At 40.3% G+C, this 21,592-nt stretch carries 21 protein-coding genes and 1 tRNA gene; 4 read left to right on the top strand and 18 right to left on the bottom strand.

The window, feature by feature from the left end; translation table 11 throughout:
* Positions 1-14: 14 nt before the first annotated feature.
* The 10 genes from N6H18_RS12100 to N6H18_RS12055 form a co-directional block, all read right to left on the bottom strand.
* Positions 15-599 (bottom strand): chemotaxis protein CheW, encoded by a 585-nt coding sequence (locus N6H18_RS12100; RefSeq protein ID WP_262308536.1) that lies wholly within the window; start codon positions 597-599, stop codon positions 15-17.
* A 30-nt stretch (positions 600-629) separates the two neighbouring features.
* Positions 630-1,910: a response regulator gene (locus tag N6H18_RS12095; protein WP_262308535.1), complete on the bottom strand. Its 1,281-nt coding sequence runs from the start codon at positions 1,908-1,910 to the stop codon at positions 630-632.
* 3 nt (positions 1,911-1,913) lie between these two features.
* Positions 1,914-3,230: an ATP-binding protein gene (locus N6H18_RS12090; protein ID WP_262308534.1), complete on the bottom strand. Its 1,317-nt coding sequence runs from the start codon at positions 3,228-3,230 to the stop codon at positions 1,914-1,916.
* Positions 3,231-3,294: 64 nt separating this feature from the next.
* Positions 3,295-3,738, bottom strand: coding sequence for a DUF1987 domain-containing protein (locus N6H18_RS12085; RefSeq protein WP_262308533.1), 444 nt, complete (start codon positions 3,736-3,738; stop codon positions 3,295-3,297).
* Between the two features lie 119 nt (positions 3,739-3,857).
* Positions 3,858-4,484 carry a SiaB family protein kinase gene (locus N6H18_RS12080; protein WP_262308532.1) on the bottom strand — a complete coding sequence of 209 codons (627 nt, stop codon included), beginning with the start codon at positions 4,482-4,484 and terminating at the stop codon, positions 3,858-3,860.
* Between the two features lie 49 nt (positions 4,485-4,533).
* On the bottom strand, positions 4,534-5,127 hold the full coding sequence (locus N6H18_RS12075; RefSeq protein WP_262308531.1) for an aminotransferase class IV: 594 nt from the start codon (positions 5,125-5,127) through the stop codon (positions 4,534-4,536).
* Positions 5,111-6,079, bottom strand: a complete 969-nt coding sequence (locus tag N6H18_RS12070; protein WP_262308530.1) for an aminodeoxychorismate synthase component I — start codon at positions 6,077-6,079, stop codon at positions 5,111-5,113. The genes N6H18_RS12075 and N6H18_RS12070 overlap by 17 nt, the downstream gene beginning before the upstream one ends.
* Positions 6,069-6,383, bottom strand: a complete 315-nt coding sequence (locus N6H18_RS12065) for a DUF6787 family protein (protein WP_262308529.1) — start codon at positions 6,381-6,383, stop codon at positions 6,069-6,071. The genes N6H18_RS12070 and N6H18_RS12065 overlap by 11 nt, the downstream gene beginning before the upstream one ends.
* A complete protein-coding gene (locus N6H18_RS12060) occupies positions 6,384-7,259 on the bottom strand; it encodes an RluA family pseudouridine synthase (protein ID WP_262308528.1) in 876 nt (291 codons plus the stop codon). It lies immediately after the preceding gene.
* A gap of 14 nt (positions 7,260-7,273) precedes the next feature.
* Positions 7,274-7,347: transfer RNA gene (locus tag N6H18_RS12055), tRNA-Ile, on the bottom strand.
* A gap of 79 nt (positions 7,348-7,426) precedes the next feature.
* On the opposite strand from N6H18_RS12055, the gene N6H18_RS12050 reads away from it, so the two are divergent.
* Positions 7,427-8,044 carry an HAD family hydrolase gene (locus N6H18_RS12050; protein ID WP_262308527.1) on the top strand — a complete coding sequence of 206 codons (618 nt, stop codon included), beginning with the start codon at positions 7,427-7,429 and terminating at the stop codon, positions 8,042-8,044.
* Positions 8,037-9,236 (top strand): site-2 protease family protein, encoded by a 1,200-nt coding sequence (locus N6H18_RS12045; RefSeq protein ID WP_262308526.1) that lies wholly within the window; start codon positions 8,037-8,039, stop codon positions 9,234-9,236. The genes N6H18_RS12050 and N6H18_RS12045 overlap by 8 nt, the downstream gene beginning before the upstream one ends.
* Here N6H18_RS12045 and bshB1 read toward each other — a convergent pair.
* The 7 genes from bshB1 to N6H18_RS12010 form a co-directional block, all read right to left on the bottom strand.
* Positions 9,170-9,886, bottom strand: coding sequence for a bacillithiol biosynthesis deacetylase BshB1 (bshB1, locus tag N6H18_RS12040; protein ID WP_262308525.1), 717 nt, complete (start codon positions 9,884-9,886; stop codon positions 9,170-9,172). The genes N6H18_RS12045 and bshB1 overlap by 67 nt on opposite strands.
* 22 nt (positions 9,887-9,908) lie before the next feature.
* Positions 9,909-10,943 carry a peptidoglycan DD-metalloendopeptidase family protein gene (locus N6H18_RS12035; protein WP_262308524.1) on the bottom strand — a complete coding sequence of 345 codons (1,035 nt, stop codon included), beginning with the start codon at positions 10,941-10,943 and terminating at the stop codon, positions 9,909-9,911.
* A 20-nt stretch (positions 10,944-10,963) separates the two neighbouring features.
* Positions 10,964-11,911, bottom strand: a complete 948-nt coding sequence (gene trxB / locus N6H18_RS12030; protein ID WP_262308523.1) for a thioredoxin-disulfide reductase — start codon at positions 11,909-11,911, stop codon at positions 10,964-10,966.
* A gap of 117 nt (positions 11,912-12,028) precedes the next feature.
* Complete coding sequence (locus tag N6H18_RS12025) at positions 12,029-12,892, bottom strand: sigma-70 family RNA polymerase sigma factor (protein WP_262308522.1); 864 nt, start codon at positions 12,890-12,892, stop codon at positions 12,029-12,031.
* A 203-nt stretch (positions 12,893-13,095) separates the two neighbouring features.
* On the bottom strand, positions 13,096-15,237 hold the full coding sequence (gene pnp, locus N6H18_RS12020) for a polyribonucleotide nucleotidyltransferase (protein WP_262308521.1): 2,142 nt from the start codon (positions 15,235-15,237) through the stop codon (positions 13,096-13,098).
* Positions 15,238-15,362: 125 nt separating this feature from the next.
* Positions 15,363-15,638: a 30S ribosomal protein S15 gene (gene rpsO / locus N6H18_RS12015; protein WP_262308520.1), complete on the bottom strand. Its 276-nt coding sequence runs from the start codon at positions 15,636-15,638 to the stop codon at positions 15,363-15,365.
* Positions 15,639-15,695: 57 nt separating this feature from the next.
* Positions 15,696-17,465 carry an LptF/LptG family permease gene (locus N6H18_RS12010; RefSeq protein WP_262308519.1) on the bottom strand — a complete coding sequence of 590 codons (1,770 nt, stop codon included), beginning with the start codon at positions 17,463-17,465 and terminating at the stop codon, positions 15,696-15,698.
* A gap of 581 nt (positions 17,466-18,046) precedes the next feature.
* Here N6H18_RS12010 and N6H18_RS12005 point away from each other — a divergent pair.
* The gene (locus N6H18_RS12005; protein WP_262308518.1) at positions 18,047-19,786 is read left to right on the top strand and encodes a tetratricopeptide repeat-containing sensor histidine kinase; all 1,740 of its coding nucleotides are present in this window, start codon (positions 18,047-18,049) and stop codon (positions 19,784-19,786) included.
* On the opposite strand, the gene N6H18_RS12000 is transcribed toward N6H18_RS12005, so the two are convergent.
* Entirely contained in the window at positions 19,780-20,451 is a 672-nt protein-coding gene (locus N6H18_RS12000) for a toxin-antitoxin system YwqK family antitoxin (protein WP_262308517.1), read from the bottom strand. The two genes, N6H18_RS12005 and N6H18_RS12000, sit on opposite strands and share 7 nt — an antisense overlap.
* Before the next feature lie 129 nt (positions 20,452-20,580).
* Between N6H18_RS12000 and N6H18_RS11995 the strand changes: the two genes are divergently transcribed.
* Positions 20,581-21,492 carry a hypothetical protein gene (locus tag N6H18_RS11995; protein ID WP_262308516.1) on the top strand — a complete coding sequence of 304 codons (912 nt, stop codon included), beginning with the start codon at positions 20,581-20,583 and terminating at the stop codon, positions 21,490-21,492.
* Positions 21,493-21,592: the final 100 nt, after the last annotated feature.

The raw sequence follows: 21,592 nt of genomic DNA, 5'->3' as shown, positions 1-21,592 counted from the left end.
AACATAGACTCTTTTTAAATCTCTCCAAAAACCTCGTTTTCCATCAAACTTAATATATCAACCCAAACGACGATGTTATCATCTCGGCGTATGATGCCTTTCACATAATTAAGCCCTAGTGTCGATTGGTTAATTATGTTAGTTGCTTGTGTCACTTGACTTCTTTTGATCATCATGGTATTAGGCACTGCATTTACACTGATGGCAAACTTGAGTTCCTCACTCTTCATTACCAATACAAACCTGCCTTGCTCTCCTTCGTGAGCCAACCCAAACCGTATGGCCAGATCTATGATTGCCAACACATTGCCTCTCACATTGGCTACACCCTTTACAAAAGGAGGTACCTGTGGAATCGGAGCAATATCTGGACAGGAAACAACCTCCTTGATCTGGTCGATAGAGACAGCATAAACCTCTTTTCCCACACTAAAAGCAACCAGCATGATCGTTTCTTCATGGGCTTCTTTGGTGCTACTTTCACCTGCCATTTGATTGACCTCTTTGACTGCATTGGCAGTGTCATTGATCAATTTCATTCTTTCTGATTCAGAAAGTTTTGTTTTGTTGGCTTTATCTTGTACTGCGATTTCTTGCATTTATATTCCGTTTGGGTGTTGTCGTATTTATCAGAGTTTAAGAGCAATCACACTCCTATACCCATATTCTTCAAACATTTTTGCCTGCATTCCAAAAGGAACCTTTCTCATCTCTTCCAACAATAGTCTCAAAGCCTCAGAATCTCCACGGTTGTCATTGGTTTCCTCTAGAATATTGAAAGGTACTATGTATAGAGCTTTGATGTTCTCTACATTGACGGCATTGATATCAAACTGCATGTCCTTGCCTGGTACAATTACTTCTTGATTGCCTACCAAGGTTTTAAAATCATTTCTCTCATTGAGAAAAAAGGCATTGTGATAAGCGCCCGAATGTGATACTTTGTCTGTAGCACGGTCATATACCAACACGGCAATTTCCAGTGGACATGAGCTCTCATTGCTCTTGTCCAAAAATCTCACGTGAATTTTGGTGGAAAGCCTGTTGAGAATTTCATGGGTTTTCGTACGTTTTTCTTTGTAAACTATCTCTGTCAACATAGCGCTGACAAAAGAGTTGAGTGCCAAAGATTCTCTAGTATGGGTATTGGAATGAAACGAAGCGATTACCAGACAATCATTGGTCTCTCCAAACCAATAACCATTTTGATTGACTCGGTTTTTGTCATACACGATGAATGCATCCTCCGTGTACAGTTTCAACTCCTGCTGAATAGGCAACATGGCGTCTTTCAAATTTTGAAGAAAATTGATTCCTCCATCCATGAATTCAGCCTTTTTAGTCTTTGATTCTTTGACCAGGTTGTTAATGTCCTTTTTGAGCTGTTTGGTCTCACTCGTTTCGACCAGTGACATGGTAGATTCCAGCAAATCCAAATTCTCTTCTTTGCGTGGAATTACTCTTTTAGGTGCTTTGGCCAAACGTCTCTCGATAATCAGGTCTTCACGTTGCACAAAAGCATGGTCAAATTCCTTCTGCAACTGTGCAGGATCCCATGGCTTTTTCAAAAATTTATGAAGCCCCACTTTTTGCTTCACTTCACTGATATCATTTTCATCACTAAAACCAGTCATGATCATACGAATAATATCAGGGTAGAGTGGCACTATTTTGAGCAACAATTCCGAGCCATTCATCCGAGGCATACATTGATCGGTGATGATCAAGTCTACTTCATTTTGAGACAAAATCGTCTGTGCCTCAAAAGCATCTATAGCTGTCAATACATGATAAAACTTGCTAAAATTCCTATTAAAGACGCGAAGATTCACTTCTTCATCATCCACATACAATACAGTGTACTTTTTTTCAACTTCGGTTTTATATGATCGGTTTAGCAAGTCTTCCACAGTCTATATGAATTTATTCTCGTTTCTGGTTTTTTTCAATTTAATCACTTTGGGAATGGTCACAGTAAAAATAGTCCCCTTGCCTAAGGTACTATCTACAGTAATAGTCCCTCCATGTTTGTCAATGATACTGTATGTAATGGACAAGCCCAAACCAGTCCCCTTGCCTACTGGTTTTGTAGTAAAGAATGGATCAAATATTTTCTTGCGTACATCTTCTGGAATACCCTTGCCATCATCCTGCACTTGAATCTGCACAGTATCCGCATCTACATCGATGGTTCTGATTGTAATTGTTCCTTTGAAATCTATAGCATCCGCTGCATTTCCAATCAAATTAACCAGAGCTTGGTTCAGTTGACCAGGTAGGCATTTGATCGCTTTGAGTCCATGATCATAATCTTTGAGAATCTTTGCCTTCTTTTTGTACTTAGGCTTCAAAATAAGCAATGCATTGTCAATAATAGTCTCTATTTCGGCTTCTTTGACTTCATGCTCGTCCTGACGAGAGAAAATCCTCAATCCATTGACAATCTCGGTGATCCGGTTGGTACCATAGCTCACATCGTCGATTGATTCTTCTGTAAGGGTTCTTAATTCTTCGTATTCTTTGTCATCTTCACGGATCGATTTGTAGAGTTTCTTGACCTCCTCTATCGTCTGTTGCTCACATATCGTGCGATAGTTTTGGATGAACAATTGGTATTTTTCAAAGTTCTCTTTGATGGAGTTGACTCCATTGGATACAAAATTGACTGGATTGTTAATCTCATGTGCAATGCCGGCAGTCAACTGACCCAAAGAGGCCATTTTCTCAGAATGCAACACCATGGCTTGCGCATCTTCCAACTTGTCGTAGATCTTTTCCAGTTCGGATTGGTTGCCACTTTTTTGGCTATCACCCAGTCTCCCTTTCAACTCCGCATTCTGTGCCAACACCTTGTCATAGGCTTCTTTGAACACCTTTTTAATCTCTTTGTTCTTATTATTTAGGACTTGAAGCTTTTGATAGAGACCTTGGCCCTGAACTCTGGCATCTTTTAAATCCTCATTCAGCTCATCGATTTGATTTTGGTACATCCCCTTGAGCTTGTCAAGTTCCTCTTGTGCCTTTTGGGTATTCTTCAATTTGCTGAAAGCAATCAAAGCTCCGACTATGAGTGCAAGCAATAAAACTATACTAGTGACTAAATACACCGTAGAAGATGCAGCTTGATCTCGTAATTGATTCAGCTCATCACTGGTGATTTTTTGGGCAATCCCTTCTGTACAAAGCAGAAGAGATATAATAAAAATTGACAGGTACTTCTTTCTATTCACAATACTTTTCTTTTCTTAAATATAGCAGCAGAAAGAAAAATATTCACACTTACAGGCAATTGTTTTAGCTCGCTTGCCTCAAAGACTGTTTTATTTTAAAAACACCTATGTAATTGAAAGGATGCTGATAATGCTGACTGATCTCTTTGCCTACTTCAAGAATTTTTTCATTGTTCTTTTCATAGTACCAATTGAAAACGACTTTTCTAGTATCATTTTGTAGTGAGATCAATTTTTTGACCAAAATATAAATATAAGTGGTAGAACCAGTCATATTCTTTAATCCAAAATTCACTACGATTTCCTTCTTGTTTGCACTTTCAAATTCATGCAAAAGACTAAATATATGCCCATAAAAACTCAATGGGTCATCTGGTGTTGACACCCCTGTAATCTCCAGAAGTCCTTTTGCAGGATTAAATTCTATTGAAGGGGTAGAACCTGTAGCTCTAATGAAATATCCATCCATAGCGGCTCGATTGTGTAGGACATGCCTACTGTGAAACATTCTATTCTACTGCTGTTACAAATGTAGAGAACTATCGCACCGCAAACAACCAGCTTTTTTACCTATTTTTCCTATTAAGAAATTCTCGTAAGGTGTCTAAAATATAGCTTGAATAGGATTTAAAAATCCTTTACGTCTTCTTTGAGGATTCTGATGGTGAGAATAAAGTAGCAGTGATCTGCGCTCACGGGATCAAAATAGTACTCATACTCCGTCCCTGTTTTTTTCTTGATGTCGATAAAACCTAGTCCCGCGCCTCCTACATTAGAGATATCACCTTGCGCCATGGCTTGTTTGTGCATCTCTCGCAAACCCTCTTTATCCAGTGCGTTGATCTTATCCAGTGTATCTCTGAGGCGAATCGTGTTTTCAGTAGTGATTTGGTTACCCGTAGTGACGTAATATTCTTCTTCATTGTGACCAATAAGGAAAATACCGTCCTTGGCTAAGCCCTGTTCCAAACTGTTGGACGCGTATTCAGCCGTGCTATCGGCATGCTTGCATATATTTTGTAGTGCTTCGATCATCACGTGATAGACACGCTTGGTCGTCTGCTTACTTTCCTGACGATCGATCATGCTCTCTTCCATCATATCGGTGATCCCATCTATGGTTGACTGAGTCACTTTACCCAAATACACTATATTGGCATCAGATTCCTTCATCAAGTTGCTAAACGTGATGATGTTTTTCAGGTGATTAAGCTGATTGGCTTGCTTGCTTCTACTTTTTGATTTTCTGATCATAACCTTGACGGATTGCCCTATTTAAACTCAATATTAAAATAAATCTATTTCAGTTTAAAATAATACTATTAACATTAATTTCTACTTCCCCCAAATCAAGCATGGCATTGATGAGAGAGACCTTTTCATATCGTGAAATATCTTGAAGTGAAATAGCTCTTACTTTTAGGAGTCCCTGCATGATCAAGGATTTTCTTTTCACTCCCTCTAGCAAACAGGTCTCTGGCGTAAACCACTCATTGCCATCATAAAAAGCAACATTGGCGAAATAACTATCCGTCACCATCCCATTTTTCACAATCAACACATCATCTGCAGCACCTCTCCTTTCAAATAACTCTACCAGTTTACTCCTATCTTCAGACTTGTAGGCATATGCTGCATCATCACATATTACTACACGAAGCGATTTGATTTTTGGTATGAGGTAGGGGGTATATTCTACCGAAATACTATCTCCATCATAAACTACTCGACACTTGAACCTGCTATCATCTGGAATCTCTGGTAACAACTGATGCAACTGATGTGGTTTTGCCTCTGGGAAATAGGATTGAAACGTACGATCCAACCGCTGCTGATGCAGTGCCAACATTGTAGGTTGTCCATCCAAATAGCAGACAGTTTCAATAAATAGGTACATATACTTTATCTATCATTTCTTGATACTCAGATGCAGCATTGCTAAGGGAGTGAATTCCTCCGCCGCTCTTGTAAATCCACTGCTCGCCTTGTTGCTCGATGAAGCGAATCATCACGCCACTGTCAAAGTTGTTGCCATCAAAATATCCCACCACTCCTGTATAGAACCCACGCTCATAACCCTCTACCTCTGAGATGATCTCAAGTGTCCTAGGTTTAGGAGCCCCAGTGATCGACCCAGCTGGCAATAGCGAGAAAATCACTTCACCGAGCTGATATCCTTCTTTCAATTGCCCCGTGATTTTAGAACTCACCTGCAACAAGTGCTTGTGATTGGTACGGATTTCATCCACATACCTAAACTGCTCCACCATTACATGATCAGCATGGATACTCATATCATTTCGGATCAAATCAACAATGGTCGCATGCTCCGCCATCTCTTTGTCACTGGACAACAGTATATTCTCTGCATTAGGAATTGATGCGTCTATGGTGCCCTTCATCGGATGAGAAGTGATTTGTCCATCCTTGATCTGAACGAATATTTCTGGTGAAAAAACTACAAATTGACCTTTGTACCACAGCTTGTATTTGGCTGTGCTTTGATGGAAAATATCTTTCAAACTACATGACCCTACCACGGGAGTAGGGCAAGTCAGATTGAGAAGGTATGCATTGCCCTTTTCTAAATGACCCATGACTGCATCAAACTTGTGTTGATAGGCGTCAAAAGACATCGGAGATTTGATCAATTGGGTAGATACCTCTCCATCCTCTACTTTGGACACATTACCATATCCATTGATTTGATAAAGAATTTGTTTTGGATCTATTTCTTCCATGATCAGCACCTCATTATTCTCACTTTTAAAATCGGAGATAAATAAGAATGGAATATGATTGGAAGAGAGATCGTTGATACGATCAATGGCTTCCACTTTACTTAGCATCAATTTTTGATTTTTGAGCCGTCATACGGTACCAGGTTCTTTTGACGAATGTCCAGAAAAAATTGAATTGACCAAATAAAAAACCATAGAACAACAAAATAACGAAGTAAATAGGTAGAATAAGAATATAATACAGAACTGTAAAGACTACCTGATACTCATCAGAAGTCAGAATGAAACCCATGATGGGCTTCTTTAAAAACATCACTGAAAAACCTGTACAAGCAAAAACAATCAAAACAACTATGACTTGCCTGATACTTTTCAGTTTCCACCTATCCTGCAACCTATTCAGAAAACTCATTTACTGCAGTTTGTCCATGTATTTATCCTTACTTTTAATCTTAGCTGACTTTTTGTCCAAGACCAAATACTGCTCCCAAAATTCATTGCTTGGTACACCTGCCACAACCTTGACAGGCTCCGCACTGACTGGGTGAATAAAATCAAGCGATCGAGCATGGAGATTGATATTGCCATCTGGGTTGGGCTTGGCAAAACCATACTTGATGTCTCCTCTGATCGGACATCCCATGCTTGCCAACTGCACACGGATCTGATGAGGTCTGCCAGTCAGGGGCTGTACTTCCAATAGGTAATGGTCATTGAGATGTCCCAAAATCTTGTATTTCAATTCTGCTCGCTGCGATCCCTCTACTTCTTTGTCATGAGCCGTGGTCTTGTTGATGGATTCATCCTTTTTCAACCAATGTACCAGTTTGTCTTCACTCTTAGGTGGCTTTTTTTTGACAATGGCCCAATAGACCTTTTTGATCTTACGCTCCTTGAATAACTTATTCATTCGCTCTAAACTCTTAGAAGTTCGGGCAAACACCACCAAACCACTGACAGGTCTATCCAACCGATGAACTGTACCTAAAAATACCGCCCCAGGTTTGTCATACTTTTTCTTGATGTAGTCCTTGCAGTGATCCAAGAGAGGTTTATCCCCCGTTTTATCTCCCTGAACCAAGATGCCAGGAGACTTGTCCACTATGAGCAGATGATTATCCTCGTATATCGAAAAAAATGGTTTTGACATGGCTGCAAAGAAAACTAAAATAGCTGAGAGCTCATCAGCGGTAGGTTGTTTATTTAATTCTCTGAAATACGGAATGCCCCATCCCATGCAGCACACCTGCGATGAGAACGAAAACAAAAAAGCTCCTATACTTGTCATATAGGAGCTTTTTGTGGGCCCACCTGGGCTCGAACCAGGGACCACCTGATTATGAGTCAGGTGCTCTAACCAACTGAGCTATAGGCCCTTCAAAATTGTCTTGAAGACCACCTTGAATTTGGGAGTGCAATGTTACATATTTGCCTAATATTACACAAACATTTCTTTTGAATATCAATACAATAATTTTCGATCTCGGCGGGGTAATCATCAATCTAGATGAATTAGCCACTGTCAGTGCTTTTGCGGCACTATCTGGTCACCCCTACCAAGAGGTAATCCAGCTCTACCAACAATCTGAGGTTTTCAAACAATATGAGATGGGCAATATCTCTAGTACTGTCTTTCGCGAAGAGGTCAGAAAAATGATTGATACACAGTCTGACGATGCAACCATTGATAGAGCTTGGAACGCCATGCTGGGTGAAATCCCTATTCAAAGACTTGAATTGCTATTAGATTTACAAAAAAACTACCGTGTGATGATTCTGAGCAATACCAATGAGATACATGAAACTGCTTTTAATCAGATATTGCAGCAAGTGAGTGGTAAAAACTCGCTGCATGATTTTGCACATGACGTGTTTTTTTCTCATCGCATACATCTCCGAAAGCCCAATGCAGACATCTATCTCAACCTATTAGCTACGAGTGGTATTCAAGCAGAAAATGCTATCTTCCTTGATGACAAACTAGAAAATCTAGAGGGAGCAAAATCAGTAGGTATCAACACCCTCCACATCACCACGCCTGATGATGTATTCAAAATCAAATCACATGTCTGATCACAAAAGCAACAAACAGCTCTACATACAAATTTCCCTTTTCATCTTGACAATCATTACTACGACGATTTCAGGTGCAGAATGGATCAGCGGCAAGTCCTTGCTATTTGGAGAAGAAACAGTCGGTTGGACTGAATTCATGACTGGATTTACCTTTTCTATCCCTTTCTTACTCATACTTACTGTTCATGAGTTTGGGCATTACTTCACTGCCCAATACCACAAAGTCAAAGTCACCCTCCCCTACTACATCCCGCTCTGGCTGGGATTCATAGGTAGTCCATCCATTGGTACCATGGGAGCCTTCATCAAAATCAAGGAAAGAGTAGATAGCCGTAAAAAATACTTTGATATTGGAATTGCAGGTCCTTTAGCTGGATTCGTAGTAGCATTCTTTGTCATTTGGTATGGTTTTGCTACGCTTCCTTCTTTGGATTACATCTATCAGATCCACCCTGAGTACGAGCAGTGGGGAGAAAACTATGCTGAGCACGCGTACGATGAAGGTTCTTTGGTATTTGTCTTAGGTCCAAACCTGCTATTTTCCTTTTTTGAAAACTATGTGGTCTCAGACCCAAAACTGATTCCTCACGCCTACGAAATGATCCATTACCCTTATTTATTCGCAGGGTATTTGGCACTATTTTTTACTGCACTCAATCTGCTACCTATAGGCCAACTCGATGGTGGACATATACTATATGGTCTGATTGGACCGACAAAGCATCGTCTGTTTTCAAAAGTGTTTTTCCTGATTTTCGTCTATTATGCTGGATTGGGAATTGCTTCTCCCTATCAACTGTCCAATTGGATGATGGATGAGGCATTGTATGTGGGATTCCTTTACCTCAGTCTACATCACTTTTCATCAGAAAAAAGAGAACGGCTCATGTATGCTTTGGGGATATTTGCAGCACAACTCGTGACGGTTTATTTCTTTCCACTGGCAGAGGGTTACACGGGATGGCTGCTATTTTCATTCATTCTTGGCAGAGTGATGGGCATTTATCACCCACCAGTCCTTATTGACACCCCACTAAATCTCAAGCGAAAAGTACTGGGATGGATGGCTTTGGTCGTCTTTGTCTTGTGCTTTAGTCCTAAACCCTTTGATATTGTTGAAACTCAAAGCAAGGAGGACAAATCTGCCACACCTACCATCCGATCTGAGACGAACCCTTCTCCATATTGAGAACGAATCGCCATACCAAACTCTCTCCCTCTGGCTTCCAACAGCTCCATAAAATCTGGTGAAGAAATTAAGGTGTTTGATGCAGCACCCTTGGGATCAAAAAATTGAGACTGAAAGGCTTTAACAGCTTTCATTCTCTGCTCCCAAAAATCAGATACATCCACCACAAAATCTGGTTGATGCCAATCGGTTTGAATGTAGTGATACAAGTTTTTGGCATGCCAATACTCTTGTGCTTTTCCCTCCCATTGGGTTTCAATTTTCCTCAATCCAGCTAAAAACAAGGCTCTTTTAACCAGAGCAGCGGCTTTTCCATGATCTGGATGCCTATCAGAGAGGGCATTCGCCAAAATCGTAGTGGGTTGAAATCTCCTGATTTGTTCTACCACTTTGAGTACGTGTTCATCATCATTTTGAAAAAACACATCTCTAAATCTCAAGTTGTATCGAATACTCAACCCTAAAATCTCTGCTGCTTTGGCAGCCTCAGCATCACGGATTTCCGGCGTACCACGTGTACCCATCTCTCCTCTGGTAAAATCTACAATTCCTACTTTCTTTCCAGATGCCACCAATGACAGTATGGTTCCTCCACAAGTTAATTCTGCATCATCAGGGTGAGCGGCAAATACCAAAACATCTAATTTCATACTTATTTGACTTTAGAATTCCTTAAGTAATCCTCAACCTCTGTCCTATTCTGAGGATGGATTTCCTACTTATTCCATTCAAACTACATATTTTATTGATAGAAACACCATAGCGCTGACTGATTCCACTCAAGGTATCACCACTTCTGACCTTGTGAAACCTGATCATCCGGGCTTCCTTCAAGTAATCAAATGTAGAAGCATTGATCTCTAGTTCCTCAGTATTGAGGCTCATTGTTTCAAAATTAAACACTTCTGTAGGTCTGATTGCATTGCCCTGATAGCGCACTTCAAAATGCAAATGAGGCCCAGAGCTACGTCCCGTGCTCCCTCCTAGCCCCAATACATCTCCTGCCTTGAGCACATCTCCTGCCACTACCAAACGCTTGCTAAGATGCCCATACAGGGTTTCAAGGCCATTGTAATGCCTCACTAAGACATAATTGCCATAGCCATAGCGATCATACATAGCCAATCTGACGATACCGTCAAAAGCTACCTTCACTGAGTCCCCAGTATTGAGGCGAAGGTCGTCCCCATAGTGCCACTTCCAGTGTCGCAACCCAAATGGTGAGGTGATGGTCATTTGCTCCAATGGCATGGCCCAATCCAACTGTGGGTTCTGAAAAGTCAAAGGCAACCGAACCGTATCTTGAAATTGCTCTCCGTCCAACTCATAGGGATTGACTTTGGTAGAGCTCCAAATGCTATAATACTCCCTGATCGTAACCCAAACTGAATCGATGAGCAACTGCTCCGATACCTCCACGGGTGTATTATAGAACAGTACCATTTGACTCATCTCTGCTGAGTCCATCTGCTCTTCTCTCATCTCTGATTCTAGAAACTGCTGCTCCTCCCAAGCTAGACTATCGAGATAGGTATCATCCAGTGAAAACCAATTTTCTTCTACTACATTGATCGTGTCAAGATCAAACTTGCTTTCTATTTTCTTATCCCTGAAACGTAAAAAATCCTTTCGTCTCTTTTCCTGACAAAAGGATTCTGAAGATATCAATAAGAATAGAAAGAAGCCTACAACCATGCTTCTTCTCATTCTGTTAAATCGTCAATTAATTATTCTGCTAATTCAAACTCCTTTGCAGCCAAAAACCGCTCTGCATCCAAAGCACCCATACAGCCTGTACCTGCTGCAGTCACTGCTTGTCTGTACACTCGATCCGCTGCATCCCCAGTGACAAATACCCCTTCGATTTTTGTTTTACTGGTTCCTGGCTGTACTAGCAAATATCCTGCCTCATCTGTATCAAGATACTTTTTAAATATTTCTGTGTTAGGTTTATGGCCTATGGCTACAAAAAATCCACTGAGAGGAATCTCTTTTTTCTCTCCTGTTACATTATTGACCACTCTCATACCTTCTACTTCACTCTCTCCCAAGATCTCTTCTGCTGAGGTATTCCATAGAATCTCTATGTTTGGTGTCTTTTTTACTCGTTCTTGCATGATCTTAGAGGCACGCATTTCGTCTCTTCTGACCAACAAGTAAACTTTTGGGCAAATGTTAGCCAAATAAGTAGCCTCCTCTGCAGCAGTATCTCCTCCACCTACGACAGCTACTACTTTTCCTTTGTAGAAAAAGCCGTCACATACCGCACAAGCCGACACACCAAAATTCAACAGTCTTTTTTCAGACTCAAGACCCAAATACTGTGCGCTAGCACCTGTAGAAATTATCACCGCCCCAGCAGTGATTTCATGCTTTTCGTCGATTATTACTTTATGTGGGTAGGATGAAAAATCAACAGATGTAGCCAAGCCATATCTGATATCTGTCCCGAAGCGCTCTGCTTGCTTTTGCAAATCCATCATCATCGCTGGGCCATTGATTCCTTCAGGATAGCCTGGGAAGTTTTCTACGTCGTTGGTAGTGGTCAATTGTCCCCCTGGCTCACCTCCTGTGTACAAAACTGGATTTAAACCAGCTCTAGAAGCATAAATAGCTGCAGTATAACCTGCAGGACCCGAACCTATGATTAGTACTTTTACTTTTTCCTCTGTCATTTTAATAATCTTGAATTGTCACTCTTGATGAACGCAAATATAGATTTTCCGTTCCCCAATAGCAGAACATTTTCGATCAAAAAAAGTTTAGATGAAATTGAATTTATTGATAAGATATTATCCTAAAAAGACTCTTAGGTTTTGAGCTTTTGTCGTATGTCTCAATCGTCTGATTGCCTTTTCTTTGATTTGTCTGACTCTTTCCCTTGTCAATTCGATTCTATGCCCTATTTCGTCCAGTGTCAATGGATGCCCATCTTCCAAACCAAAATAGTAATTGAGCACCAGTGATTCACGATGCGTCAAGGTCGATAGCACCCTTTTCACTTCGCTTTTCATGGAATCATATTCTAGTCCATCGTCAGGATCCTTTTCAGAATCATCAATGAGTACATCCAGCAAACTGCTTTCTTCTCCATTGGAAAATGGTGCATCTACAGATACGTGTCTACCCGAATTCCTCACTGCCAGAATCACATCGTCGATTGGCAGCTCTAGCAAATTGGCAATCTCCTCATTGGTAGGTTCTCGCTCATATTTTTGCTCCAAGGTTGCAAACGCTTTGGTGATTTTGGAAATAGACCCCACTCTGTTGAGAGGCAACCGAACAATGCGAGCTTGCTCTGCCAATGCCTGCAAAATAGATTGTCTAATCCACCAAACAGCATAAGATATAAACTTGAAACCTCTGGTCTCATCAAATCTCTGAGCAGCCTTGATCAACCCCAAATTCCCCTCATTGATCAAATCACCAAGGGTCAATCCTTGGTTTTGGTATTGCTTGGCTACAGAAATTACAAATCGTAAATTTGCCTTGATCAACCGCTCCAAAGCCACCGTATCACCTTCTCTGATCTTTTTGGCGAGGATTACTTCTTGATCAGCCGTAATTAACTCAACACGACTAATTTCAGAAAGGTACTTTTCAAGACTAGGACTCTCACGGTTGGTTATTTGTTTGGTGATTTTAAGTTGACGCATCTACGCTGGTTTTGATGTTAAAAACTTAGGTATCAAGGATTTTGCAGTAATCTAATAAATTTCCTGAATTCAAAGAGATCGAAAATAAATAAAACAATCAAAGATTAGACTACCGTCAACTTAATACCTGTGAATACGCAGGAAACAAAAAAGGTCATTCATCTTTCGATGAATGACCTTTTTATTGTTATATCAAATTGCTCTTAAGCTTGTTTTTCAGGCTTAGGAATAATTGCTTTTCTAGACAATCTGTATTTACCAGTTTTCTTGTCTATTTCTATCAATTTAACCTTCACCTCTTCACCTACTTCAAGTACTCCGTCCATTTTCTCAACTCTTTCCCACTTGATTTCAGAGATGTGAAGCAATCCATCTTTGCCCGGCATGAACTCTACGAATGCCCCAAATGGCTGGATAGATTTCACTTTACCCACATATACTTCACCTTCCTCAGGCATAGCAGTGATGTTGTTGACTCTTCTGAGTGCTTCTGCCATCGCACCACCATCTGTCGCGAAAATCGTCACGATACCGTTGCGATCGTCTTCTTCTATAGATATCGTAGCTCCTGATTCCTTTTGAATCTCTTGGATGATCTTACCACCTGGTCCGATTACCGCTCCAATCAACTCCTTAGGTATTCTGAGGGTAGTAGATCTCGGTGCATGAGATTTCAAGTCCGCTCTTGTCTCAGACAGAGTTTCTTTGATCTTGTTCAAAATATGCTCGCGACCTGCTTTTGCTTGCATCAATGCTTCCGTCAATACTTCGTATGACAAACCATCAACTTTGATATCCATCTGACAAGCAGTAATACCTTGGTCAGTACCCGTCACTTTAAAGTCCATATCACCTAGGTGATCTTCATCTCCCAGAATATCAGAAAGAACTGCATACTTGCCAGTCACTGGGTCAGAAATCATACCCATTGCGATACCTGACACAGGTCTCTTCAACGACACACCTGCATCCATCAATGCCAGCGAGCCAGCACAAACAGTCGCCATAGATGATGATCCGTTTGACTCCAAGATGTCAGAAACCACTCTGATTGTATAGGGGTTATCCTCATCAGGAGGAAGCATCGGTTTCAACGCTCTCCATGCCAAGTTGCCATGTCCTACTTCTCTACGTCCTGGGCCTCTGTTTGGTCTTACTTCACCAGTCGAAAAACCTGGAAAGTTGTAGTGCAAGATAAACTTGCTATATCCTGAGTGTACAGCACCATCGATCATTTGCTGATCCATCTTGGTACCCAAAGTCACAGATGTCAATGACTGAGTTTCTCCTCTTGTAAAGATTGCAGAACCGTGAGCTGATGGCAAGTAATCTACTTCACTCCATATAGGTCTGATTTCGTCCAATTGACGTCCATCCAATCTTACTCTTGTATCCAAGACACAGTTTCTGATGGCTTCCTTCTCCACATCGTGGTAATATTTTTTCAACAAGAATTTGCTGTAAACTTCACCTTCTGGCAATTCAGGAAGTGTCTCTACATAAGCATCGTAGATCGCTCCAAATTTTTGTTTTCTTAGGTTCTTGTCAGCAAGACCTTCTTTGGCAACCGCATAAACTTGATCATAAGTTTTTGCTTTGATATCAGCAGCCAATGCCTCGTCATGATCTTCATGAGAGTATTCTCTTTTTACAGTTGACCCTACAGCAGCAGCCAACTCTACTTGTAGCGCACATTGCTCAATGATAGCAGTGTGTGCCGCTTTGATCGCTCCGATCATTACTTCTTCGGACACTTCTTGAAGCTCACCCTCTACCATCATGATGTCAGTAGATGTACCAGCAATAATCATATCCAAATCTGCACCTACCAATTGTGTCTTGGTAGGATTGATCAAATATTGACCTTCCTTATAGATAACTCTTACCTCTGAGATAGGTCCATTGAATGGAATATCAGACACTGCCAATGCAGCAGAAGCAGCAAATGCTGCCAATGCATCTGGCAAATCATCGTCACCCAAAGAAATCAACTGAATGAATACCTGTGTGTCTGCGTGATAATCCTCTGGAAACAAAGGTCTCAAAGCTCTATCTACTAATCTAGAAATCAGTACTTCCTGATCCGAAAGTCTGCCTTCTCTTTTCAAAAAGCCACCAGGAATCTTACCTGCTGAAGCGAATTTCTCTTGGTAGTCTACAGAAAGAGGCAAGAAATCTACATCTTCCTTTGCATCTGTTGCAGATACAATCGTTGCTAGCAACATGGTGTTGCCCATTTTCAATACTACTGATCCGTCTGCCTGCTTGGCCAATTTACCGGTTTCAATAGTAATCTCTCTTCCATCACTTAGTTTGACGGATTTACTTACTACGTTTAGTGACATAAATAAAGTTTTAAATTTTGACTAAATGATTGAGTGTGAGTGAATGTCAAAATTTGTAATAAAAGGAGTGAGAAAGTAACAAGAAAGGGAACCCATCTTTTATGAATTCCCTTTTTGCGCATATTTTATTTTCTTAAACCAAGATCAGCAATTACTGCTCTATAGCGTTCGATATCGTTTTTGTATAGGTAATCCAACAATTTTCTTCTCTTACCTACCAACTTCAAAAGACCCAATCTTGTAGAGTGATCTTGTTTGTGTTGCTTCAAATGCTCTGTCAAATGGCTGATACGGAAAGAAAAAAGTGCGATTTGAGACTCTGGTGATCCCGTATCTGCTTTAGACTTTAACCGACCATGATTTTCGAACAAAGACTGTTTTTTTTCTGTTTCTAAATACATGACTAGTAAATAATTTATTAAATGAGCTGCAAAGCTATACAAATATTGAACAACTACCTACTTAGAGAATGGTAATTTCACGAGCAAATCCTTTCTGTTCTCCCACATCTTTTTGGCTCTCTCCAGTATTACATTGTAAAAATCAGTATCAAAAAGCTTGGCATCCTTCCAGGCTTGGATCATGAAAAACACACCAAAGGGCAATAAAACCATATTGGCTATCCATGCTGCCAACATACCATCGACCAATCCTCCCTTCGCCCATTTATCACTCGCACTGGTGAATACATAGAAAATAATAAAGAATATCACCCCTACTATCACTGGCATGCCCAATCCTCCTCTTTTGATGATGGCGCCTAATGGCGCTCCGATCAAAAACATAATGATACAGGCAAAGGCCTGCGCATATTTTTTATACTTCTCTACCACATGAGAATCAATCGATCGATCAAAATAGGTCTGACGATTGATCGCGCTATTCAACGTCGATTTGATTCCGCGAGCATTGCCCAGTGCTTTGGTAAACACTTGCTTGCTTTTTTTCAAATCCACAAAAAAACTATCTACTTCGGTCTTCAGTGAATCCAACATCAGTGAGGACACGAACAAAGTATCATTCTCAATTTTTTCTTTTTTCTTAGATTCTAAGAGATTCAGCGTGCTTTTGAAAGATTGGCTATTTGCACTGCCAAACAAATTTGGTTTTTGAAGCATCGAAGGAGTTGAATCCGATCTTACCCTGCCCTGACCCAACTCTCTATTGCTCCTAGCTCTGTCCTCTGCATTATCCGCGACCAAAGTATCTTCCACTACCCTACGCCTATTGTTCATCACTGCACTATCCCTTTGTGCCTTGGCTTCACGAATGGAATCAATTCTATATTGGGCTTGCAGCAAATCATCCGTAGGGGGCACGAAACCTCCCAAAATCATACGATAACTAGATGCAACTGAATTGTACAATTTGAAATGCACCTCCGACCTCTCCATCCGCATAGAATCTACACTCTCAGTCAACTCATGGACACTTTTCATGTAGCGATTCCCAGAAAACAAATCCATGTCAGTTCTGTCCAAATCAAATGAAGACAAACTAAAAACCAAGTCCATCCTACTGAAATTGGTCCGTACAAACTGAGGGATATCCTGCTTACCAGTAGAGGGGTTTTCCTCTTCTACATAATAATTGCCACGGTACAACTCCATCATCAGGTAGCGATCATTGATAAAAGTGTACATCCGACAAGAATCTGCTAAAATCACCTTTTTGTTTCCATTCGAGTTGGTATGATCATAAATCACAATATCAGACATGGCAATGCCGTCCTTGTGCTTTTTCCTGATTTTGATACTAAAGTTGGGAATCCCAGCATAAAACTGACCCTCTTTCAAGTCAAGCGCTGGTTTCTGCTGCTTGATATCATACAGTAGGCTATAAGCCCTAAGATTGGCGTATGGCACCAAATAATTGTTAAAGAAGAATGCTCCTATGGCAAGGAAGAACACAAAGACAAAAGTAGGAAGCAGAACCCTAGGCAATGAAATCCCCGCGCTTTTGATTGCTGTCAACTCAAAATGCTCCCCTAGCTTGCCATAAGTCATCAAGGAAGAAATCAGAATAGCCAGTGGCAATGCCATAGGCACCATGTTGAGACTAAAGTACATCATCAACTCTCCAAAAACCCCCAAACCAAGATCCTTTCCGATAAAATCATCGAAATACTTGAGCATGTACTGGATCAAAAGTATAAATACTGCGACCAGAAATGTAAGAATGAAAGGTCCAATAAAGGATTGGAGTATGAGCTTATCCAGCTTTTTCATCGATAATCAGTCTTATTGTACCACAGATATCATACCTGTGTGCTTTCTAAAAGTTGTCCTTTTGGCAAAATCCATGACAAAAAAGAGAAGGACAATCAAAAACAGAATAGCGATAATTAAAAATATTTTTTTTGAGCGATTCATTCCAACTTCTATGAATTTGCAGGCAAATCTCTCATTTATTAATCGAAAAATGAAACATCAATTGATCTAATGCTCAAACCAAAATTATACCCTGACAAATCAGGGGATTTAACAAAAATAACAGATAAGTAAACCATAATTGATCTTACGAAAGGAACTTAAATAGAAGCCATTTATACCTAATTCATCCACACAACCACAATTCCGCAAGTTATAAACAATTGATTTTCAATTCATTTAACCACCCACCACAGTCTCCCACCTCTCTGATTCTGACGACTTAATAAGAACCACGAACCTTATTTTGTTTAATCATTTTAATAAAACTTTGAAAATATCAGTCGACTTTAGAGAAAATAGTGCATAATTCAAATAGCTGATTATATTTGGGATTGCAAGCAGCACTAATTTGAGAAAAATTAATTACATCTACCTGAATGACTTCCATATCATCCAATAGGAAACTAGGCACTCTGCTCAAAAAATCTTTTGCAAAGCGGGTGAGTGATCTTCCTGATGCTATCAATATTGCGAGAAAAGTCATCAATCGATGTGCTCTCAACTACGATGATTACCATCAAGCCTATGCCAACTGCTACCTAGGCTACTACTACATGATATTGAGCGATACTGCTCAAAGTGAGTTATACACCAACAAAGCCATTCATTATTTTGAGCATCACAGAATAGACTCTGGACTTGGGATGTGTTATTATACCTTGGGTAGTATTCTTTACAAAACAGACAATTACCACAAGGCGCTAAAATACCTACTCGAAAGTCTTGAACTGTTCAAAAACAGCGAAGACTTGTTTGGACAGGCCAGGTCACTCAAATCCATTGCTTCTATCTACGAGGTATTCAATGACTACTCCAAAGCAGAGGAAACTTACCTCAAGTGTATCGAAATCGCAGAGAGCAATGAAGACATCAACGGCATATCCAATGCCTACAACCCTCTGTCTGGCATCTATCTCAAAAGAGGAGAGATAGAACTGGCTGAAGCAACCATACTCAAGAGTATTGAGCTCAAAAAGCAAACCAAAGACAAGCGAGGGTTAGCATACGCCTATTATGGAGAGGCAAAAGTTGCCTTGGCTAGAGAAGAATATGATCGTGCCGAGCAGCTATTCAATCTCAGCAAAAACATACACACGGAAAAAGGTGACCAAATAGGCCAAATGATGGCTCTCAATAAATTGGGTGTACTCTATTTCCGCAACAACGAAATCAGGAAAGCAAAAATCTCACTACACGAGAGTCTCATCATCGGCGAATTATCCAAGCACTACCTGATCATGTACAAGGCCTACAACGTCCTGTACCAAATAGCCAAATCCGAAGGCAGAGCTGAAGAGGCACTACAATACTTAGAATCTTACACTCATTACAAAACAATCGTTGACAACAAAGAAACCCAAAATGTAATCAGCAGTATCAAGTCTTTGTCCGAAATGGAACTTCTCGAAAAAGAAGCAATTTGGCAAAAAGCAATCAATGAAAGTGTAGAAAGAAAAAACAAAGAATTAGACACTTTTGTGTACAAAGTGGCGCATGACCTGAGAGGTCCTATTTCCTCTCTGATGGGATTGTACTCCATTGTAGAGCATGAAATATCCGAAGAAAAATCGCTAGGGTATTTTGACATCTACAACAAAGAAATCAATAGACTCAATAACATTGTTCTCGATTTTATCAGCCTCACCCAAATCAAAGAAAAGAAACTAGAAAAGACCCAAATCTCCTTTGAGCCTCTGGTGGACGAAATCATCAACTCGTACCGGTACATGGACAAATTTGAGCACTTGGAATTCAGAATCAAAATAGACAAAACACTAGATTTCTACACAGACGAAAGCACAATTACTACCATTATCCAAAACCTCATTGAAAATGCTATCAAGTATTCAAAACCAGATGAGAAAGGAGTAATCAATATCAAGATATATGGTAGAAAACGTGACATCATCGTCTTGGTACATGACACGGGTATTGGTATCGAAGAACGCAACCAAAACAAAATTTTCGACATGTTCTTTAGGGCACACAATGACACCAAAGGAACAGGGCTGGGACTGTACCTATTGAAGTCCGCCGTAGAAAAGCTAGAGGGTCAAATTGCTTTTGAGAGTGAGATTGGTGTTGGCACTACCTTCAAAATTATTTTACCTTACTGATAATTCTTGTACACTTTCTTTTTCCCCTTTTTGGTGTACTCATACCAAACCCCAATTTCTTTTCCCCGCTCATACTGCCCTTCATAATTCAACTTCCCCTCATCATTGTAGAATTGCCAAAAACCATCTTCTACTCCTTGGTAATATTCCCCTTTTTGAGACACAATTCCATTGTCATGATACACTACCCACTTCCCATGAGGCAAACCATCATGGTATGTTCCTTCGCTCTTCAAAGCGCCACTTTCATAGTATGACAACCAAATCCCTGCATACAATCCATTTTCATACAGCCCCTTCCTTTTCAAATTTCCATTTGAGAAATAATAGAAACCACTGTCTGATGGGATATCAGCATGATAAGACTCTCTACTCTGCAATTTCCCATTCGGATAGTAAGTAAGAGATTCACCTTCCAATTGGTCGTTTTGGTATATTTCGGATGCATTCAATTGTCCATGAGGATAAAAAAATTCCCACCTACCCTGTTTACCCTCTTCATCCATCACTCCCGTGATTTTTAGTCCACCGTCAGCATAAAGTTGCTCCACCCGCTGCGACTGAACCTCACTACAAAACAACATTAACCCCATCAGTCCTGTCCATTTGATGGTGGTCGCCAAACATGCAGTCTCAGCTCCAAAGCAATCTCGTTTGTGAATCATATCAGGTTTCTATTTTGAATTCGATCAAAAGCAAAAAAGGCCAATTTAAAGCCCAAATAAAACAGTGAGAGTTTTATTACTTTATAAAAATACGTTAAAATTGATGTTAGGAAAATTCATAACTAAACAATGATCAACGTAAGACATACATTGAACCTTTTCGCTGTAGTTGCCATCGCTTTTTTGGCATTTGCATGTGGAGATGACAAAAAGAAATCGAAAGGTGAGCTAGCCGCAGAAGCAGAAGTTTACCAAGAAGCAGAAAACAAGGTAATAGCTGAGATAGACAAAGTCGTACATGACATGCCTCCTCCGTCAGAAATCCCTTATTTACTGATGGCAACTGGAGCTGACTTCAACGGCAGCATCATCAATCCAATAGACAATGCGTCAAAATACTACAACTCTGCAGACAAAGCTGCAATGAACTTGGGAGCGTATGCCTCTGACATTGCATACTTGTCATCCTATGACAAAGTGCAGGATGCATTGAAATACATGGAAACTAGTCAAAAACTAGCTGATCAAATAGGTATCTCTTCTGCATTCGAGTTGGAGTTGATGGAAAGATTCGAAAGCAACCTTGGCAACAAGGATTCTCTAGCCAATTTGATCAACTACGCCATGAAAGTGGCCGAGAAGAAACTAGAAGAAACTGACAGATTGCAAATGGTGGCTTTGGTTCTCTCTGGCAGCTATATCGAAGGTCTGTATCTTTCAGTAATGGTGTTGGATACTTATCCTGAGGATTTGCTACCAGCAGCTAGCAGAGACTTGATCCTTGAGCCTATCGTCAGATTGATCATTGATCAAAGCAAATCTTTGGAAGATGTAATCATAATGCTAAAAGATCTCGACAGTGATCCAATCATTGCAGAAGTTATCTCTGAATTTGACATTCTGAATGTATTGTACAAACAAGACTTGGCCAATGTACATCAAAGAATCGCTGATCAAGACCCTACTTTGAAGCTCAACAAAGCATTGTTGGTTGATATCATCAAAGAAGTAAAAAGAATCAGAAGTGAAATGGTAGAATAGTCCTCCACCTCTCACCTCACAAAAGCATTGGGTATTCTTACTCAATGCTTTTTTTATATGCAGCCCAATGTCCTATATTTATTCAAAAATCTAATTGACC

The organism is Reichenbachiella agarivorans, assembly GCF_025502585.1.
Classification (GTDB): Bacteria; Bacteroidota; Bacteroidia; order Cytophagales; family Cyclobacteriaceae; genus Reichenbachiella; species Reichenbachiella agarivorans.
Note: the sequence above shows the minus strand (reverse complement) of the source record. Positions and strands in the feature narration are given on the sequence as shown.

Coding starts and splice junctions, on each gene's coding strand:
- N6H18_RS12100 (WP_262308536.1), bottom strand. CDS start 599: ATGCAAGAAATCGCAGTACAAGATAAAGCCAACAAAACAAAACTTTCT.
- N6H18_RS12085 (WP_262308533.1), bottom strand. CDS start 3,738: ATGTTTCACAGTAGGCATGTCCTACACAATCGAGCCGCTATGGATGGA.
- N6H18_RS12080 (WP_262308532.1), bottom strand. CDS start 4,484: ATGATCAGAAAATCAAAAAGTAGAAGCAAGCAAGCCAATCAGCTTAAT.
- N6H18_RS12075 (WP_262308531.1), bottom strand. CDS start 5,127: ATGTACCTATTTATTGAAACTGTCTGCTATTTGGATGGACAACCTACA.
- N6H18_RS12070 (WP_262308530.1), bottom strand. CDS start 6,079: ATGCTAAGTAAAGTGGAAGCCATTGATCGTATCAACGATCTCTCTTCC.
- N6H18_RS12065 (WP_262308529.1), bottom strand. CDS start 6,383: ATGAGTTTTCTGAATAGGTTGCAGGATAGGTGGAAACTGAAAAGTATC.
- N6H18_RS12060 (WP_262308528.1), bottom strand. CDS start 7,259: ATGACAAGTATAGGAGCTTTTTTGTTTTCGTTCTCATCGCAGGTGTGC.
- N6H18_RS12045 (WP_262308526.1), top strand. CDS start 8,037: ATGTCTGATCACAAAAGCAACAAACAGCTCTACATACAAATTTCCCTT.
- bshB1 (WP_262308525.1), bottom strand. CDS start 9,886: ATGAAATTAGATGTTTTGGTATTTGCCGCTCACCCTGATGATGCAGAA.
- N6H18_RS12035 (WP_262308524.1), bottom strand. CDS start 10,943: ATGAGAAGAAGCATGGTTGTAGGCTTCTTTCTATTCTTATTGATATCT.
- trxB (WP_262308523.1), bottom strand. CDS start 11,911: ATGACAGAGGAAAAAGTAAAAGTACTAATCATAGGTTCGGGTCCTGCA.
- N6H18_RS12025 (WP_262308522.1), bottom strand. CDS start 12,892: ATGCGTCAACTTAAAATCACCAAACAAATAACCAACCGTGAGAGTCCT.
- pnp (WP_262308521.1), bottom strand. CDS start 15,237: ATGTCACTAAACGTAGTAAGTAAATCCGTCAAACTAAGTGATGGAAGA.
- rpsO (WP_262308520.1), bottom strand. CDS start 15,638: ATGTATTTAGAAACAGAAAAAAAACAGTCTTTGTTCGAAAATCATGGT.
- N6H18_RS12010 (WP_262308519.1), bottom strand. CDS start 17,465: ATGAAAAAGCTGGATAAGCTCATACTCCAATCCTTTATTGGACCTTTC.
- N6H18_RS12005 (WP_262308518.1), top strand. CDS start 18,047: ATGACTTCCATATCATCCAATAGGAAACTAGGCACTCTGCTCAAAAAA.
- N6H18_RS12000 (WP_262308517.1), bottom strand. CDS start 20,451: ATGATTCACAAACGAGATTGCTTTGGAGCTGAGACTGCATGTTTGGCG.
- N6H18_RS11995 (WP_262308516.1), top strand. CDS start 20,581: ATGATCAACGTAAGACATACATTGAACCTTTTCGCTGTAGTTGCCATC.